Source organism: Actinoallomurus rhizosphaericola (genome assembly GCF_024055675.1).
In the GTDB taxonomy this organism is placed as follows: domain Bacteria; phylum Actinomycetota; class Actinomycetes; order Streptosporangiales; family Streptosporangiaceae; genus Actinoallomurus; species Actinoallomurus soli.
Map to the genome: position 1 here is coordinate 144,163 of NZ_JAMXMW010000007.1, position 14,919 is coordinate 159,081.

Below are 14,919 nucleotides of genomic sequence, written 5' to 3' on the forward strand. Positions count from 1 at the left end.
CCACTGATGACGACGACCGCGCATCGCGAGGCGCCCCCCGGGGCCCGGGAGACCGGCCCGGGGGCGCCGCGCCGGCGCCCGTTCCGCATCCCCGACCGGGTGCGGCGCGGGGGCCTGCCGTATCTCCTCCTGCTGCCCGCGATCCTCCTCGAGCTCATCGTCCACGTCATCCCGATGGTCCTGGGCGTGGCGATGAGCTTCAAGGAGCTCACCCAGTTCTTCATCCGCGAATGGTGGAAGGCCCCCTGGACCGGGTGGGACAACTACCGCGTCGTGGTGAAGGTGAACGGGCCGATCGGGCACGCCCTGCTGAACTCCTTCCTCGTCACCTGCGCCTTCACCGTGCTGGCGGTCGGCCTGTCCTGGCTGCTCGGCACGGCCGCGGCCGTCCTCATGCAGGACGATTTTCGCGGCCGGGGGGTGCTGCGGGCGCTGTTCCTCACCCCGTACGCCCTGCCGCTGTACGCCTCGGTGATCGTCTGGGCGTTCATGTTCCAGCACGACAACGGCATCGTGAACCACGTCCTGCACGACCAGCTGCACCTCACCGGCAGGCCGACCTTCTGGCTGCTCGGCGACAACAGCTTCTACTCCCTCGTCATCGTCTCGGTCTGGCGCAACTGGCCGTTCGCCTTCCTCGTCGTCGTCGCCGGCCTGCAGAACATCCCGCGCGAGCTGTACGAGGCATCGGCGATCGACGGCGCCGGGATCTGGCAGCAGATCCACCGGATCACGCTGCCGTCCCTGCGCCCGGTGAACCAGGTCCTCGTGCTCGTCCTGTTCCTGTGGACGTTCAACGACTTCTCCACGCCGTACGTGCTGTTCGGCCAGGCGCCACCGGCCGGCGGGGACCTGGTCTCCCTGCACATCTACCAGTCCTCGTTCATCACCTGGAACTTCGGCGAGGGATCGGCGATGTCGGTGCTGATGCTGCTGTTCCTCGGCCTGGTCACGGCCGTCTACCTGCTGGTCACGTCACGAAGGAGGGGCGCACGTGCCTGACCGCTCACCGATGGCGCCGCCGCGCTCGTTCGTGTGGACCCGGCGCGTCGTCCTGACCCTGCTCACGGTGTTCTCGGCGCTGCCCGTGTACGTCATGCTGAGCAGCTCGCTCAAGCCGCTGCAGGACGTCGCGGGGACGTTCCACTGGTTCCCCGAACGGCTCACCCTCCGCCCGTACATCGACATGTGGCGGACCGTTCCGCTCGCCCACTACTTCGCCAACTCGATCATCGTCTCCGTCGGCGCGACGGTCTGCTCGGTCGTCGTGGCGATCTTCGCGGCCTACGCCGTCAGCCGCTACCGGTTCAAGGGCCGCCGGGTGTTCACCGTCACGGTGCTGTCCACCCAGATGTTCCCCGGCATCCTGTTCCTCCTGCCGCTGTTCCTCATCTACGTCGGCGTCGGCAACGCCACCGGCCTCGCGCTGAGCGGCTCGCGCGGCGGCCTGATCCTCACCTTCCTCACCTTCTCGCTGCCCTTCTCGATCTGGATGCTGGTCGGCTACTTCGACTCCATCCCCGAAGGGCTCGACGAGGCGGCGATGGTGGACGGCTGCGGGCCGCTCGGCGCGCTGTTCCGCGTCGTCATCCCCGCCTCGCTGCCGGGCATCGTCGCGGTGGCGATCTACGCCTTCATGACCGCCTGGAGCGAAGTCCTGTTCGCCTCCGTGATGACCAACGACGCGACCCGCACGCTGGCCGTGGGGCTGCGCGCGTACGCGACCGAGACCGACGTGTACTGGAACCAGGTGATGGCCGCCTCGCTGTTCGTCAGCGTCCCCGTGGTCGCCGGGTTCCTCCTCCTGCAGCGTTACCTGGTCGCCGGGCTCACCGCCGGGGCCGTCAAGTGAACGCCGCCACCACCACAGAAAGGCACTCCGTGGATCACCTCAGCCTGCTCCCCGTGGACTTCGCATGGGGCGTGGCGACCTCCTCTTACCAGATCGAGGGCGCGGTCGACGAGGACGGCCGGTCCCCGTCGATCTGGGACACCTTCAGCCACACCCCGGGGAAGGTGGACGGCGGCGACCACGGCGATGTGGCGTGCGACCACTACCACCGCTGGCCCGAGGACATCGAGATCATGAAGCGGCTCGGCGTGACCGCCTACCGGTTCTCGATCGCCTGGCCCCGCGTCTTCCCCGGCGGGACCGGCCCGGTGAACGCTCCGGGCCTGGCCTTCTACGACCGTCTCGTGGACGCCCTGCTCGACGCGGGCATCACGCCGTTCCCCACGCTCTACCACTGGGACCTGCCCCAGGTGCTGCAGGACGCCGGCGGCTGGACCAACCGCGACACCGCCCGGCACTTCGCCGACTACGCCGCCTGCGTCGCCGGGGCACTCGGCGACCGCGTCAAGGGCTGGGCCACGCTGAACGAGCCGATGTGCGCCGCCTGGATCGGCCACCTCGAAGGCCGGCACGCGCCGGGCCTCACCGACGTCAAGGCGGCGGTGCCCGCGTCGTACCACATGCTGCTCGGCCACGGGTTGGCGTCGCAGGCCCTGCGGGCCACCGTGCCCGGCGTCGAGGTCGGCGTCGTCCACCTGCTCAACCCGGTGGAGCCCGCGAGCGACTCGGCCGCCGACGCCTCGGCGGCGAAGCGCTTCGACGGCCACACGAACCGCTGGTGGCTCGACCCGGTGTTCGGGCGGGGCTTCCCCGCGGACATGCTCGAGGTGTACGGCGTCGACCTGCCCGAACAGCCCGGCGACCTGGAGACCATCGGCGCGCCGCTGGACTGGCTGGGCGTCAACTACTACCGGCCGGCCGTCGTCGCGGACGACCCCGACGGCACCCCGCCGTACGTCCGGGAGACCACGCCGGCCGGCCGCCCGCTCACCGGGCTGGACTGGGTCATCGAGCCCGACGGCCTGGCGGACATCCTGGCCCGGGTCGCCGAGGAGTACCGGCCGCCGCGGATGTACGTCACCGAGAACGGCTCGGCGTTCGCGGACACCGTCGAGGGCGGGCGGGTGCACGACCCGGACCGGGCCGCCTACCTGGAGGGGCACCTCGCGGCGTGCGCGTCGGCGGTCCGGCGCGGCGCCCCGCTGGCCGGGTACTTCGCCTGGTCGCTGATGGACAACTTCGAATGGGCGGCCGGCTACGCCCCGCGCTTCGGCCTGGTCCACGTCGACTTCGACACGCAGCGGCGGACCGTGAAGGACAGCGGCCTCCGCTACGCCGAACTCATCCGCACCCACCGGGAGCGCACCGGCACCTGACGTCGCCTCCGCCGGGCCCTCACGGCCCGCGCCCAGACCGCGGCCCTCGCCGGTGTCCGTCTCCCGGCGAGGGCCGCGCCGTCGCGAGCCGGGGACGGACCCGGCATCGCGAGCCGGGTAGGAAGGCGGGATCGCGAGCCGGGTACGGACGCGGGACGGCGCCGGAATTCGCGCCACGAGGCGCCCGGTCCGGGTTACGTTCGGGACGTGGCGTGGGGAACCAGGATCGCAACGTTGGCGGCGTTGGCCGCGGGACCCGTACTGATCGCCGTGGGCGTGGCGCTGGGCGCCGGGCCCTTCGCCGACTTCGAGGCGTACGAGCGGGCACCGCTGTGCGGATCGCCGCCGCCGGCCGACACGGGTCACTGCGTCACGCGGCTGCCGATGACCGTCATCAAGAAGTCCACGTACACGACCGAGGACCCGGACCCGCCGGACCCGCCCCAGTTCCCGCAGCCGCCCCCACCGCCTCCGCCTCCGATGGGGCCGTTCCGGGTGGTCCTCCCGACCGTGGTGAGGCAGCGGGTCGTCGCCGCCTCGCGGACCACCCACTACAAGGTCACCGTGCGCACCGCGGACGGGCGGTACCACGACTTCGAGGTGGAGCACGACTTCTACAAGGTGGCCGAGGCGGGCACCACCGGCACCGCCGACATCTGGCACGGCCGCGTGGTACGGCTGCAGATCGGCACGCACGTCGACGACGAGTGGCCGGACTGGAAGCTGGGCATCCCGGTCTGCATCGTTCTGGCGGGGACGATCGTGTTCGTCGTCGTGGTGATCCGCCTCATCAGGCGCCGCGTCCGTGAGCGGAGGCGCAGACGGCGCGGCTCCGGCTTTCAGGGCTCCCCGTGGGGGGCTTGGTGACGCCGGGTGTCCCGGCGCGAGGCGTCGGCGTCCGGCACGTCGGACGGGCGGGTGGTGATGCGGGCGGCGTCGGCGTAGCGCTCGGCGAGGCGCGCGAACGCGGTGGCCAGCTCCGGCGGGCCGATGACCTCGATGTCGGCGTCGAAGCGGCCGATCGCGGCGGCCAGACCGGTCCATGACCAGGAGCCGAGGGTGAGCCGGCAGCGGCCGGCGCCGAGTTCTTCGACGATCCCGTCCCGGGCGAAGGGTGCCACGGCGGTGGCGGGGAGGTCGAGGACGACCTCCCCGTGGCAGGGCCAGTCGGTGGTGGTGCCGTCGGTGCCACGGAACCGGCCGGTGATGAAGGCGGACACGCCGCCGGGGAGCTCCCGCGGGCTGAAGCGCGGGCCGGTGGGCGTGCGCAGGCGCATGCGGTCGACGCGGAAGGTGCGCCAGTCGTCGCGGTCGGGGTCCCAGGCGAGGAGGTACCAGCGGCCTTGCCAGGTGACCAGATGGTGGGGCTGTGCTCTGCGAGGTCGCTCATCGGGATCGGGGCGGTCTCGGCCGTAGTCGAAGCGAAGCTCCGCATGGGCGTGGATCGCGTTGCTCAACTCCGCCAGGAGTCGCGGGTCGCCGGGTCGGGCGTCGCCGTTCTCGCGGGGGTGGACGGCGGTGATCCGGAGCATGTCGACGCGGTGGCGCAGACGGGGCGGCAGGACCTGACGAATGGTGGCCAGTGCCCGTACGGCGTCTTCGCCGATCGTGGTGTCGGTGGCCGCGATCTGGAGTGCGACGGCCAGGGCGACGGCTTGGTCGTCGTCGAACAGCAGGGGCGGCAGCTGCGAGCCGGCCTCCAGGCGATAACCGCCGGAGGGCCCCTTGTAAGCCGTGATCGGATACCCGAGCTCCCGTAGGCGATCCACGTCACGGCGCACCGTGCGCGGGGTGACGTCGAGCCGCTCGGCGAGGTCGTCGCCGGACCAGTCACGGTGCATCTGAAGCAGGGAGAGCAGCGCGAGCAATCGCGACGAGGTCTTCTGCATGGTCCCATTCTGCGCGGAGTACAGGACACAACCTGTCCGCTACCCCTGGAATGGTGGACACCAGAGCCGCCGGGGGGCATCGCCCCTGGTGGTCATGGGTCGCCGCGCCCGTGGGCTCTGTCGGGCCGGTGGCGCACCTCCGTGGAACCGAAGGCAAGGAGCAAGGACATGTCCGTCACCACCACCACTCACCTGAACTTCCGGGGCACCGCGCGTGAGGCGCTCGACTTCTACCAGTCCGTGTTCGGCGGGCGCACCGTCGCCGTCACGTACAAGGACGCCGGCGCCGTGCAGAACGAGAACGAGGCGGACTGGGTGATGTGGGGCGAGGTCGTCGGCGACAACGGCTTCCACGTGATGGCCTACGACGCGCCCTCCCAGCTGCCCTGGAGCCAGGGTGACAACCCGTTCTTCGTGTCCGTACGCGGCGATGACGCCGACGAGATCAGCGCCTTGTGGCGGAAGCTGGCGGAGGGCTCGACGGTGGTGCGCCCCCTGGAGGCGGCGCAGTGGGCGCCGCTGTACGGCATGCTCACCGACCGCTTCGGCGTGACCTGGGTCCTCGACGTCGCCGCTCCGTACAACGGCTGAGCCGACCGGCCAGACGCAGAAGAACTCCCCCGGGCCGCCGCGTCCCCGCGGCGGCCCGGGCATGACGAACCGGAAGGGAACGGGTCACCGTGCGAATGCGACAGCTGGGACGTACCGGCATCGAGGTCAGCGCCTACTGCCTGGGCACCATGATGTTCGGGACGGGCAATCCCGACCACGACGACTGCGTGCGCATGATCCACCGGGCGCTCGACGCGGGCATCAACTTCCTCGACACCGCCGACGTGTACGGCTACAGCGCGACCGAGGAGATCGTCGGCAAGGCCCTGAAGGGGCGCCGCGACGAGGTGGTGCTGGCCACCAAGTTCAACGGCCCGATGGGCGAGGGCCCCAACCGCGGGGGCAGCTCACGCCGCTGGATCATGACCGCGGTCGAGGACTCACTGCGACGGTTGCGGACCGACCACATCGACCTCTACCAGATCCACCACCCGGACCCGCACACGGACATCGAGGAGACCCTCTCCGCGCTCTCCGACCTGGTGCGCGCCGGAAAGGTCCGCGCGATCGGCTCCTCCAACCTGCCGGCCTCGCAGATCGTCGAGGCCCAGTGGGTGTCCGAGCGGCGCGGACTGCACCGGCTGCGCACCGAGCAGCCCACCTACTCCATCCTCAACCGCGGCATCGAGCGGGAGGTCCTGCCGGCCTGCCGCCGCTACGGCATGGGCGTCCTCGTGTGGAGCCCGCTGGCCATGGGCCTGCTGACCGGCCGCTACCGCAAGGGCACCGCGCCGAACGACGCCCGCATGCGGTGGGTCCCCCGGCACCTCACCGACGAGAACAAGCTCGACGCCGTCGAACGACTCCTGCCCATCGCCGACGAGGCCGGTGTCTCCCTCACCCACCTGGCCATGGCCTTCGCCGTCGGCCACCCGGACGTCACGTCCGCGATCATCGGCCCGCGCACCATGGAGCACCTGGACGACCTGATCGCGGGTGCGACCGTCACCCTCGGCGACGACGTCCTCGACCGGATCGACGCGATCGTCCCGCCCGGCGCCGATCTCGGCCCCCTGGACGTCTCCTACACCCCGCCCTCCCTCACCCGGCCCGGACTGCGCCGCCGTCCGGTCGGCGAGCGGTCCGCGGCCTGAGCGCCCATGACCGTCCTCAGCGCCCGCGCCCTGGGCCGCGCGACCCTCGCCCGCCAGTACCTGCTCGAGCGCGCGGACACCCCGGCCCGTGACGCCGTGGCGCACCTGTGCGGCCTGCAGGCGCAGGAACCCCAGGAACCGTTCACCGGCCTGTGGTCCCGTCTGCGCGCTTTCAAGCCGGAGGAACTGGACGAGGCGCTGACGGACCGGACGGTCGTCCGTACGCACCTGATGCGCCGCACCGTCCACCTGGTCACCGCCGACGACGCGCTGGCCTGGCGGGCCCGCCATGACGCCATGCTGCGGCAGCGGGTGACGGCCACCTACCGGCGTGAACTCGCGGGCATCGACCTGGACGAGGTGGCCGCGGCCGGGCGCGCGGTCATGGCCGACGGCCGGCCCCGTACCATGGCCGACCTCGTCCGTGCGCTCGAGGACCGCTGGCCCGGCCCGCCGCGCCGGGTCCTGGGCGAGCTCCTCGTCGCGGCCCTCATCCCGATGGTCCAGCTCCCGCCGCGCGGCCTGTGGCACACGACCGCCGGGGTGCGGAACCTGCCCCTGGCCGCCTGGGTCGGGCGTGAGATCGCCCCGCCGTCCGCCGACCCGGGCGATCCGGTCGGGCAGCAACTGGTACGGCGTTACCTCGCCGCCTACGGGCCCGCCGCCACCGCGGACCTCCGCGCCTGGTGCGGTCTCGCCGGTCTTCCCGCCGCCGTCGAGGCCCTCCGTGAGCGGCTCGTCGTCTTCCGCGACGAACGCGGCCGTGAACTCCTCGACCTGCCCGACGCGCCACGCCCGTCTCCGGACACGCCCGCCCCCGTCCGGTTCCTCCCGGCCTTCGACAACGCGATCCTCGGCTATCACGACCGCGGCCGCATCATCGACGACGCCCACCGCGGTCTGTCCGTCGCCGGCCGGCGCGCCGTGCTCGTCGACGGACGCGTCGCCGCCACCTGGACCGTACGCGACCGGCGGATCCGCGTGACGCCGCTGCGGCCCCTCTCCGTCCCGGAGCGAGAGGCCGTCGGTGAGGAGGCCCACGACCTCGCCGCCTTCCTGGACGAGGGCGCCGACCGCGTCGAGATCACCGCCCATGCCGACCGCTGAGCGCGTGCGTCGGCCGAGGGTCTCCGCGCTCGCGGGCCGGGGCGCGAGCGCGGGAGGGCCCGCGCGGCAGGATGCCGCGCGGGCCCGGAGTGGCAGGGGCCGGCGGGTCAGGGGTAGCTGACCACGTCGACCGGGGTGGTCGCGGTGCCCTGGGCGGCGCCGCCGGTGTTGTTGATGACGTGGTCGATCGTGCCGTTGCCGCCGAGGGACACGGTCAGCAGGTCGTGGAACTTCACGCCGGAGGCGTTCGGCGCCTCGAAGGCGTGCGCCGCGTGGATCGAGGGATCGACGTTGAAGTAGCAGTAGCTGCCGAGGCCCCACCCTTCATGGGTCGTGACGTTGGCCCCCACCTTGTAGGCGGCGTAGCCGTTGGTGGAGCCGTTCATCCAGGCGGCCTGGTTCGGCGGGTCGTACGGCATCTCGTTCTGGAAGAAGAACGTCTTCCCGCGCTCGCCGTTCCAGACGACCTCGTACTTCTGGTAGTGCTCGACGAACAGGCCGTACGCCGTCACGTCGTTGCCGTTGACGATCAGGCCGGTGTCGGCGGTGTTGCTGGTCCAGCCGACCCCGGAGCCGTGGTCGGCGCGCCAGGCCCAGATGTGGTCGATGATCGCGTTGTTGCTGTTGACGACCAGGCTGTTGGTGGCCTTGCCGACGCCCGCGCCGCCGATCCGGAAGAACACGTCCTGGATCGAGGTCGGGTCGGCGGAGTGGTCGGCCGTGGACCCGCTCGGCCCGACCTGCAGCAGGTTGGGCGAGTTGGTCGCGCCGGCGTCGAACAGCAGGCCGGCGATCTTCACGCCGTTGACGTCGGCGACGGACATCGGCGTGACGCCGTTCTGCGGCACCAGCGTGGCGTAGCCGAGGCCGAGGACGACCGTGTCGGGGCGTGTCACGTTGAGCGTCTGGTCGATGCTGTAGACACCGGGGGTGAACAGCAGGTTGAGGCCCTGGGCCAGCGCCTGGTTGAGGGTCGCCGCGCTGTCGGACGGGTGGGCGACGTAGAACTGGCTCAGCGGGATCGACGAGCCGGGCGTGGTGCCGCCGCTCCAGGTGGTGCCCTGGGTGTTCTGCCGCAGCGACGGCACGAACACGCGGTACGCGCCGGAGGAGTCGACGTACAGGAACGGCTTCTCCCGCGTGACGGGCGCGTTGGCCACGGTGGTGTACGGCGGGTTCGGGAAGCTCTGCGCCGGTGCGCCCGCGACGCCGGTGAACACCATGTTCCACACGCCGTTCAGCCAGCCGCCGATCTGGCTGTTGCGGGTGAACCACTGCTGCTGGGAGTACGGCTGCACCGTGCCGTCGACCTTGGTGTCGGCGATGTAGCCGCCGCTGGCCCAGCCGTAGCCGGTGGGCGCGAGGTTCAGGTCGCCCTTGATGTGCATGCGGCGGAACGGCGCGGCCTGGGAGACCGCCCAGCGGTCGGACCCGCCGGTGGGCTGCACCGCCATGTTCTCCGCGGAGCGCCAGAAGTTCTGGGTGGCGTTCCCGTTCATCCAGCCGGCGTCGACGTTGACCGAGCCGTTGATGGTGACGTCGTCGGGGTTCGCGCCGAGCCCGGCGATGGAGGTGTAGAAGCCGATGTTGGCGTTGACGTTGTAGCTGCCCGGTTTGAACAGCAGCGCGTACCGCTGGCTGCCGAACTGGTTGCTCTCCTGCTGGCTGAACACGCTGTCCAGCCGGCTCTGGATGGTGGCCGAGGACATCGACGGGTCGAAGACGTACACGTTGGGCCCGAGGTCACCGCCGCCGGGGAGCGTGCCGCCTCCCCCGCTCGCGGTGTGGACGACGAACTCCCAGAGCGAGTAGCCGTAACCGGTGGTGCGGGCGGTGCCGTACATGCGAACGTAGCGGCCGGTGCCGCTGACGTTCAGCGTCTCGGTGCCGCCCTGACCGGTCGTGGTGGAGTAGATGGTGGTCCAGGTGTTCCCGTCGGGCGAGGTCTGGATCTGGTACGCCTTGCCGGCGGCGGTCTCCCACTGCAGGACCACCTGGCAGATCGACTGCGAGGAGCCGAGGTCGACCTGGAGCCACTGGGGGTCACTGAAGGCGCTGGACCAGCGGGTGCCGGTGTCGCCGTCGACCGCGTTGGAGGCGGTGGTGCCGGAGTTCTCGGTGGAGGACGCGGTGGCGGGCCGGCCCTGGGCGGCGTCGGCGGTGCCGCAGGTCGCGGCGCGCGAGGTCGGCGCGAGGGCGACGAACAGGCCGGCGAGGAGGGCGATGACCGCGGCGATCGACATCGGCAGGTGGCGATGGGGCCGGGGTCTGGTCCGGCCACCTGGGGCGAAAGCGGATTTCATGAACGTCTCCCGGTTACGGGGGCGGGGAGGAGCGGACGCGTGCGGCGCCGTCGGCGCACGTGTCCAGGCGGGGCCCGTTGCTACAGGGCTTAATTAATGACGTGATTTAACCTCGGGGGTCGCAGGTCGTCAAGGGCGTGTAACACCCGCGCGCGCTGCTTTTCGAGTGCTTGTTATAAGATCTGAACTAATCGGGGAGGTCGGTATGCGGGAGCACGTCACACCAGAACGTCGGCGAGGCACGGTGCGTGACCTCCGTCGCGACAACCGGTCGGTCCTGCTCTGGTCGCTCTACTTCGACCAGCCCTGTACGCGCCAGGAGCTCAGCCGGGCGACCGGCCTGTCCCCCGCGTCGGTCAGCAACGTCGTCCGCGAGCTGATCGAGGAGGGCGTCGTCGCCGAGGCCGGCGCCGTCGACTCCGACGGCGGCCGCCCGCGCGTCCTGCTCCGCATGAACAGCGACTACGGGTACGTCATCGGAGTGGACGTCGGCGAGACCCGCGTCCGCGTCGAGTTGTTCGACCTCGCGATGAACGAACGCGCCAGGGCCGACTTCCCGCTGGACCCCCGGGAGCACGGCGTCACGACCATCGTCGAACGGATCCTGGAGGGCCTGTCCGCCGTGCTCTCCGACGCGGACGTCGACGCCTCGTCGGTGCTCGGCGTCGGCATCGGCGTCCCCGGCGTCGTCGAGCAGGGCGACGAGGTGCTCGTGCACGGCCAGACGTACGGCTGGGAGGGCGTCCCCCTGGAGCGCCTGCTGCGCGCCGGGACCGACCTGCCGCTGCACATCGACAACGGCGCCAACACGATGGGCCGCGCCGAGATGTGGTTCGGCGCGGGCCAGGGCGCCCAGCACGCGGTCGTCTGCCTGATCGGCTCGGGCGTCGGCGCGAGCATCATCGCGCACGGCCGGACCCACCGCGGATCCACGTCCAGCGCCGGCGAGTGGGGTCACACCACCATCGTGGTCGGCGGCCGCGGGTGCCGGTGCGGCTCGGCGGGCTGCCTGGAGGCGTACGTCGGCGCCGAGGCCGTCCTCGACCGCTACGGCAGGACCCCCGGCCAGGACGAGGAGTCGGCGCTGGCCGCACTGCTCGACGCGGCCGCCCGGGGCCAGGAGGACGCGGTGCACGTCCTGGACGAGACCGCGCTGTACCTCGGCGTCGGCCTCGCCGACCTGATCAACCTCTTCAACCCCGAGCGGATCATCCTCGGCGGCTGGGCCGGCCTGCTGCTCGGCGAACGACTGTTGCCGGCCATCCGCGACGCCGCCCGGCGCAACTCTCTCAAGCACGCCTTCTCCGAGACGTCGATCGAGCTGGGCCGCCTGGGCCCGGAGGCCGTGGCCCTCGGCGCCGCGACCCTTCCCATCGAACTGTTCCTGAACGGCGCCCCGCTCTCCGTCACGGACCGCCACCGCTCCGCCGGCTGACAAAGGATCGAAGGCCGGAGATTCGGACCCGGCCGTCTCTGGCGTCTGCTGCTCCCTAGAGGCACCACACGCCAGGGATCAGCGGCTTGACACGTCAACGGCCGGGGCGGGGAGCGGGCGGCACGCAGCGGTGACGCCGTGGAGCGCGTCATGCCACCGGCCAACGACCTTGGTTGCCGAGTGCTTGGGAGACCTGTAGCGTCAACTCCAACGTTGCAGTTGGAACATGACCGACGGAGTACGTATGCCGGATTCAGCACCCGGATCGCGCGTTGTGATCGTCACCGGGGCCGCTCAGGGCATCGGCGCTGCGGCCGCGTGGCGTTTCGTCGAGGACGGAGCCAAAGTCGTGCTCACGGATATGGCGCCGGATGGCGCGGCCGACGTCGCGGCGAAGATCGCGGCGACCCACCCTGGTTCCGACGCCATCGGACTCCACACCGACGTCACCGACCCTTCGGCCTGTGACGAGCTGGTCGCCGCCGCCGTCGCGCGGCACGGCCGGCTCGACGTGCTGGCCGTGGCCACCGTGGTCGCACCACAGTGGTCACCGCTCAAGGACCTGCCGCCCTCCGAGTGGGACCGGGTCATGGCCGTCAACGCCAAAGGCCCGTTCCTGCTGTCGCGCAGCGCCATCCCCGCACTCACCGCGCCGGGCGGCAGCATCGTCTACGTCTACTCAGGCCACGCGCAGCTCGGCGCACCGGGACGAGCCGTCTACAGCGCGTCCAAGGGAGCGCTCGGCTCGATGATCAAAAGCCTCGCGCTCGAACTCGCACCCGACCGGATCACGGTCAACGGCGTCGCACCACTGCACATCGACGCGCCGCTGAACGACACCAGCCTGAAGGCCGTGGCGGCCGAAGCCGGGATCACGGTGGAGGAGGCGCGGGCACGGCGGGACAGCGCGATTCCCCTTGGCCGCCCGGCGACCCTGCGAGAGATCGCCGACGCCATGGCCTACCTCACCTCTCCGCAAGCCGCCTACATCACCGGAACGATCCTCGACATCAACGGCGGCATCCTGCTGCGGTAGCCCGCGCTCGTCAGGGGTGAGACGGGGCCCCAGCGATGAGGTGAGGTGGCCGGGTTCGGCGCGGACCTCGACGTGAAGTCGCCTAGGAGTCGAGTTCGAGCAGCAGTTCGCTCAACTCCGCCGGCATGGTGATCATGCAGTCGTGCCCGGTCGGCAGTTCCCGGACCCGTGCCGGAGAACCATTGGGCTGGAGAGCGGGGACGGGCCGCCGGACGATGCCTTCCACCTTCACGCCGACGCAGTGGATGTGCGTCCGCGGGATCGCGTTCACGGCCGGGTTGTCCAGCCGGACCGGTTGCTGCAGGCAGCGCACCGGCTGATCCGAGAGCATCGTGCGCAGCCATGCGACGTCGGCCGGGTCGGTGACACCGAACAGGCCGAAGGGCGGAGGCATCTCGGGCAGCGGCGGAACGCGCCAGCCGCTGCCGGACTTCGCGGCGAGGTCGATGAGGTTCCGGGTCATGGGCTGGACATCGACGGCGGTCTCGCCGTGCTCCGGGACCATCGCGTCGAGGTAGACCAAATGAGCGATCCGGCCCGGGACCTGATTGGCGGCAGACGAGATGACCAGCCCCGCGTAGCTGTGACCCACGAGCACCACCTCGGTCAGGTCCTCCTCGCGGATCAACCTGACGACGTCCTCGACGTGCGTGTCGAGCCCCACCTCGGGACTGAGCAGGTGCGCCTTGTCGCCGTAGCCGGTCAGCGACGGCGCGAACACGCGATGTCCGGCCGCCTCCAGCAGCGGGACCACCCGCTCCCAGCACCGGCCACTGTGCCAGGCGCCATGTACCAGCAGGAATGTCGACGTCATTGGAACGATCTTCCTCTTCGGTATGTGGAGGCACGGGAACATGGTGGTTCCCTTTTGTGCCTCGGTACTCTTTGAGAACCACCGTCATCGTGGCGCAGCGGCCACGTTTCGGGCAATAAGGCACATTTCGGTGCCCCGGTTCTCTGGAGGTAACCAATGAGCACAGCGAGCGGCGAGCCGCGGCCGGCGGAGCTGGAGCCCTGCCGGACCCGAGAAGTGCTCGACATCGTCGGGGACAAGTGGTCACTGCTCGTCGTACGCAACCTCAGCCAGGGCCCGCGCCGCTTCACCGAGCTCAAGCGCGCCATCGACGGAATCAGCCAGCGCATGCTGACCGTCACCCTGCGCAGCCTGGAACGCGACGGAATCCTCACCCGGACCGTCCACAACGTCATGCCGCCGCACGTCAGCTACGAACTCACCTCGATGGGCACGACCCTCCGCGAAGCCACCGCACCGCTGCTGGAGTGGAGCATCACGCACCTGGCGCACATCGACGCGGCCCGCGCCACGTACGACGCCCGCCCCGGCACCCCTCCCGCCTAGGGCCGGCCGTATCAAGCCCACCGAAATGCGCGTCAACTACAGGTTGACGATTCGCCGATCGTCAACCTACGGTTGACGTATGAGTCCACTCGACATCAGCCTCGCCGACCTGATCGCCCGTCTCGACGAGGAACTCCCCGACACCAACGACCTGGCCCGCATCGGCGAGGCGCACCTGCGTGCCCAGACCCTGTCCGACCTCGGTGACCAGCTCGTCGGCCACTACGTCGCCAAGGCCAAGCAGGCCGGCGCGTCGTGGAGCGAGATCGGCGACGCCATCGGGGTGTCCAAACAGGCCGCGCAGCAACGCCACGCGCCCAACGCGTTCGAGCGGTTCACCGACCTGAACCGGCACAGCATCGTGCTGGCGCAGGAGGCCGCCCGCACGCACAAGCACGACTTCATCGGCACCGAACACATCCTGCTCGGCCTCCTCGGCGAGCAGCGGGGTCTGGCGTACAAGGTGCTGATGGCGAAGACCGAGTCGGAGCAACGCATCCGCGACGCGATCGAGGAAGCGATGCCGCCGGCCGGGGAGAAGGCACCGCGGGGTCACATCGCGTTCCGACCGGAGAGCAAGAAGGTCATCGAGCAGGCACACCGCGCGGCGGCCGACCTCGGCCACGACTGGGTCGGCACGGAGCACACGCTGCTTGGCCTGATCCGCGCCGAGGAGAGCCCGGCCGCGCAGATCCTGCGCAACCTCGGCTTCACGTCGGACGAACTGCACGAGACGGTCAAGACGGAGATCACCAAGCGGTCCGCCGCCCGCGACAAGGAGTAACGAAACGATCAGCCGGCGAGGCGGGCCGACCGACCGGCTGCTGCTGCGGCCGAGTCAGCGCGATCCCGGCC

General features: G+C 70.8%; 14 protein-coding genes. 11 read left to right on the forward strand and 3 right to left on the reverse strand.

Going from position 1 to position 14,919, the window contains the following annotated elements; genetic code table 11:
• Positions 1–6 precede the first annotated feature (6 nt).
• The 4 genes from NE234_RS17990 (at position 7) to NE234_RS18005 (ending at position 4,095) form a co-directional block, all read left to right on the forward strand.
• The gene (locus NE234_RS17990; protein ID WP_252781463.1) at positions 7–1,002 is read left to right on the forward strand and encodes a carbohydrate ABC transporter permease; all 996 of its coding nucleotides are present in this window, start codon (positions 7–9) and stop codon (positions 1,000–1,002) included.
• On the forward strand, positions 995–1,852 hold the full coding sequence (locus NE234_RS17995) for a carbohydrate ABC transporter permease (protein WP_252781464.1): 858 nt from the start codon (positions 995–997) through the stop codon (positions 1,850–1,852). Before NE234_RS17990 ends, NE234_RS17995 begins: the two co-directional genes overlap by 8 nt.
• Positions 1,853–1,896: 44 nt before the next feature.
• Complete coding sequence (locus NE234_RS18000) at positions 1,897–3,228, forward strand: GH1 family beta-glucosidase (RefSeq protein WP_256528983.1); 1,332 nt, start codon at positions 1,897–1,899, stop codon at positions 3,226–3,228.
• 234 nt (positions 3,229–3,462) lie between these two features.
• Entirely contained in the window at positions 3,463–4,095 is a 633-nt protein-coding gene (locus tag NE234_RS18005) for a hypothetical protein (RefSeq protein WP_252781466.1), read from the forward strand.
• Here the strand turns inward: NE234_RS18005 and NE234_RS18010 are convergent.
• Positions 4,068–5,117: a helix-turn-helix transcriptional regulator gene (locus NE234_RS18010; RefSeq protein ID WP_252781467.1), complete on the reverse strand. Its 1,050-nt coding sequence runs from the start codon at positions 5,115–5,117 to the stop codon at positions 4,068–4,070. The two genes, NE234_RS18005 and NE234_RS18010, sit on opposite strands and share 28 nt — an antisense overlap.
• 168 nt (positions 5,118–5,285) lie before the next feature.
• Between NE234_RS18010 and NE234_RS18015 the strand changes: the two genes are divergently transcribed.
• The 3 genes from NE234_RS18015 (at position 5,286) to NE234_RS18025 (ending at position 7,930) form a co-directional block, all read left to right on the forward strand.
• On the forward strand, positions 5,286–5,708 hold the full coding sequence (locus tag NE234_RS18015) for a VOC family protein (protein ID WP_252781468.1): 423 nt from the start codon (positions 5,286–5,288) through the stop codon (positions 5,706–5,708).
• A 95-nt stretch (positions 5,709–5,803) separates the two neighbouring features.
• Positions 5,804–6,823 carry an aldo/keto reductase gene (locus NE234_RS18020; protein WP_256512837.1) on the forward strand — a complete coding sequence of 340 codons (1,020 nt, stop codon included), beginning with the start codon at positions 5,804–5,806 and terminating at the stop codon, positions 6,821–6,823.
• 6 nt (positions 6,824–6,829) lie between these two features.
• A complete protein-coding gene (locus NE234_RS18025; RefSeq protein WP_252781470.1) occupies positions 6,830–7,930 on the forward strand; it encodes a winged helix DNA-binding domain-containing protein in 1,101 nt (366 codons plus the stop codon).
• A gap of 107 nt (positions 7,931–8,037) precedes the next feature.
• Here NE234_RS18025 and NE234_RS18030 read toward each other — a convergent pair whose 3' ends face one another.
• Positions 8,038–10,233, reverse strand: a complete 2,196-nt coding sequence (locus NE234_RS18030) for a discoidin domain-containing protein (RefSeq protein ID WP_252781471.1) — start codon at positions 10,231–10,233, stop codon at positions 8,038–8,040.
• Positions 10,234–10,477: 244 nt separating this feature from the next.
• Here NE234_RS18030 and NE234_RS18035 point away from each other — a divergent pair, with 244 nt between their 5' ends.
• Both NE234_RS18035 and NE234_RS18040 read left to right on the forward strand, forming a co-directional pair.
• Positions 10,478–11,668 (forward strand): ROK family transcriptional regulator, encoded by a 1,191-nt coding sequence (locus NE234_RS18035; RefSeq protein WP_252781472.1) that lies wholly within the window; start codon positions 10,478–10,480, stop codon positions 11,666–11,668.
• Between the two features lie 244 nt (positions 11,669–11,912).
• Positions 11,913–12,704 carry an SDR family NAD(P)-dependent oxidoreductase gene (locus tag NE234_RS18040; protein WP_252781473.1) on the forward strand — a complete coding sequence of 264 codons (792 nt, stop codon included), beginning with the start codon at positions 11,913–11,915 and terminating at the stop codon, positions 12,702–12,704.
• Between the two features lie 82 nt (positions 12,705–12,786).
• On the opposite strand, the gene NE234_RS18045 is transcribed toward NE234_RS18040, so the two are convergent.
• Positions 12,787–13,518 (reverse strand): alpha/beta hydrolase, encoded by a 732-nt coding sequence (locus NE234_RS18045; RefSeq protein WP_252781474.1) that lies wholly within the window; start codon positions 13,516–13,518, stop codon positions 12,787–12,789.
• Between the two features lie 156 nt (positions 13,519–13,674).
• Between NE234_RS18045 and NE234_RS18050 the strand changes: the two genes are divergently transcribed.
• A complete protein-coding gene (locus NE234_RS18050) occupies positions 13,675–14,064 on the forward strand; it encodes a winged helix-turn-helix transcriptional regulator (RefSeq protein ID WP_252781475.1) in 390 nt (129 codons plus the stop codon).
• Between the two features lie 79 nt (positions 14,065–14,143).
• A complete protein-coding gene (locus NE234_RS18055) occupies positions 14,144–14,848 on the forward strand; it encodes a Clp protease N-terminal domain-containing protein (protein ID WP_252781476.1) in 705 nt (234 codons plus the stop codon).
• Positions 14,849–14,919: the final 71 nt, after the last annotated feature.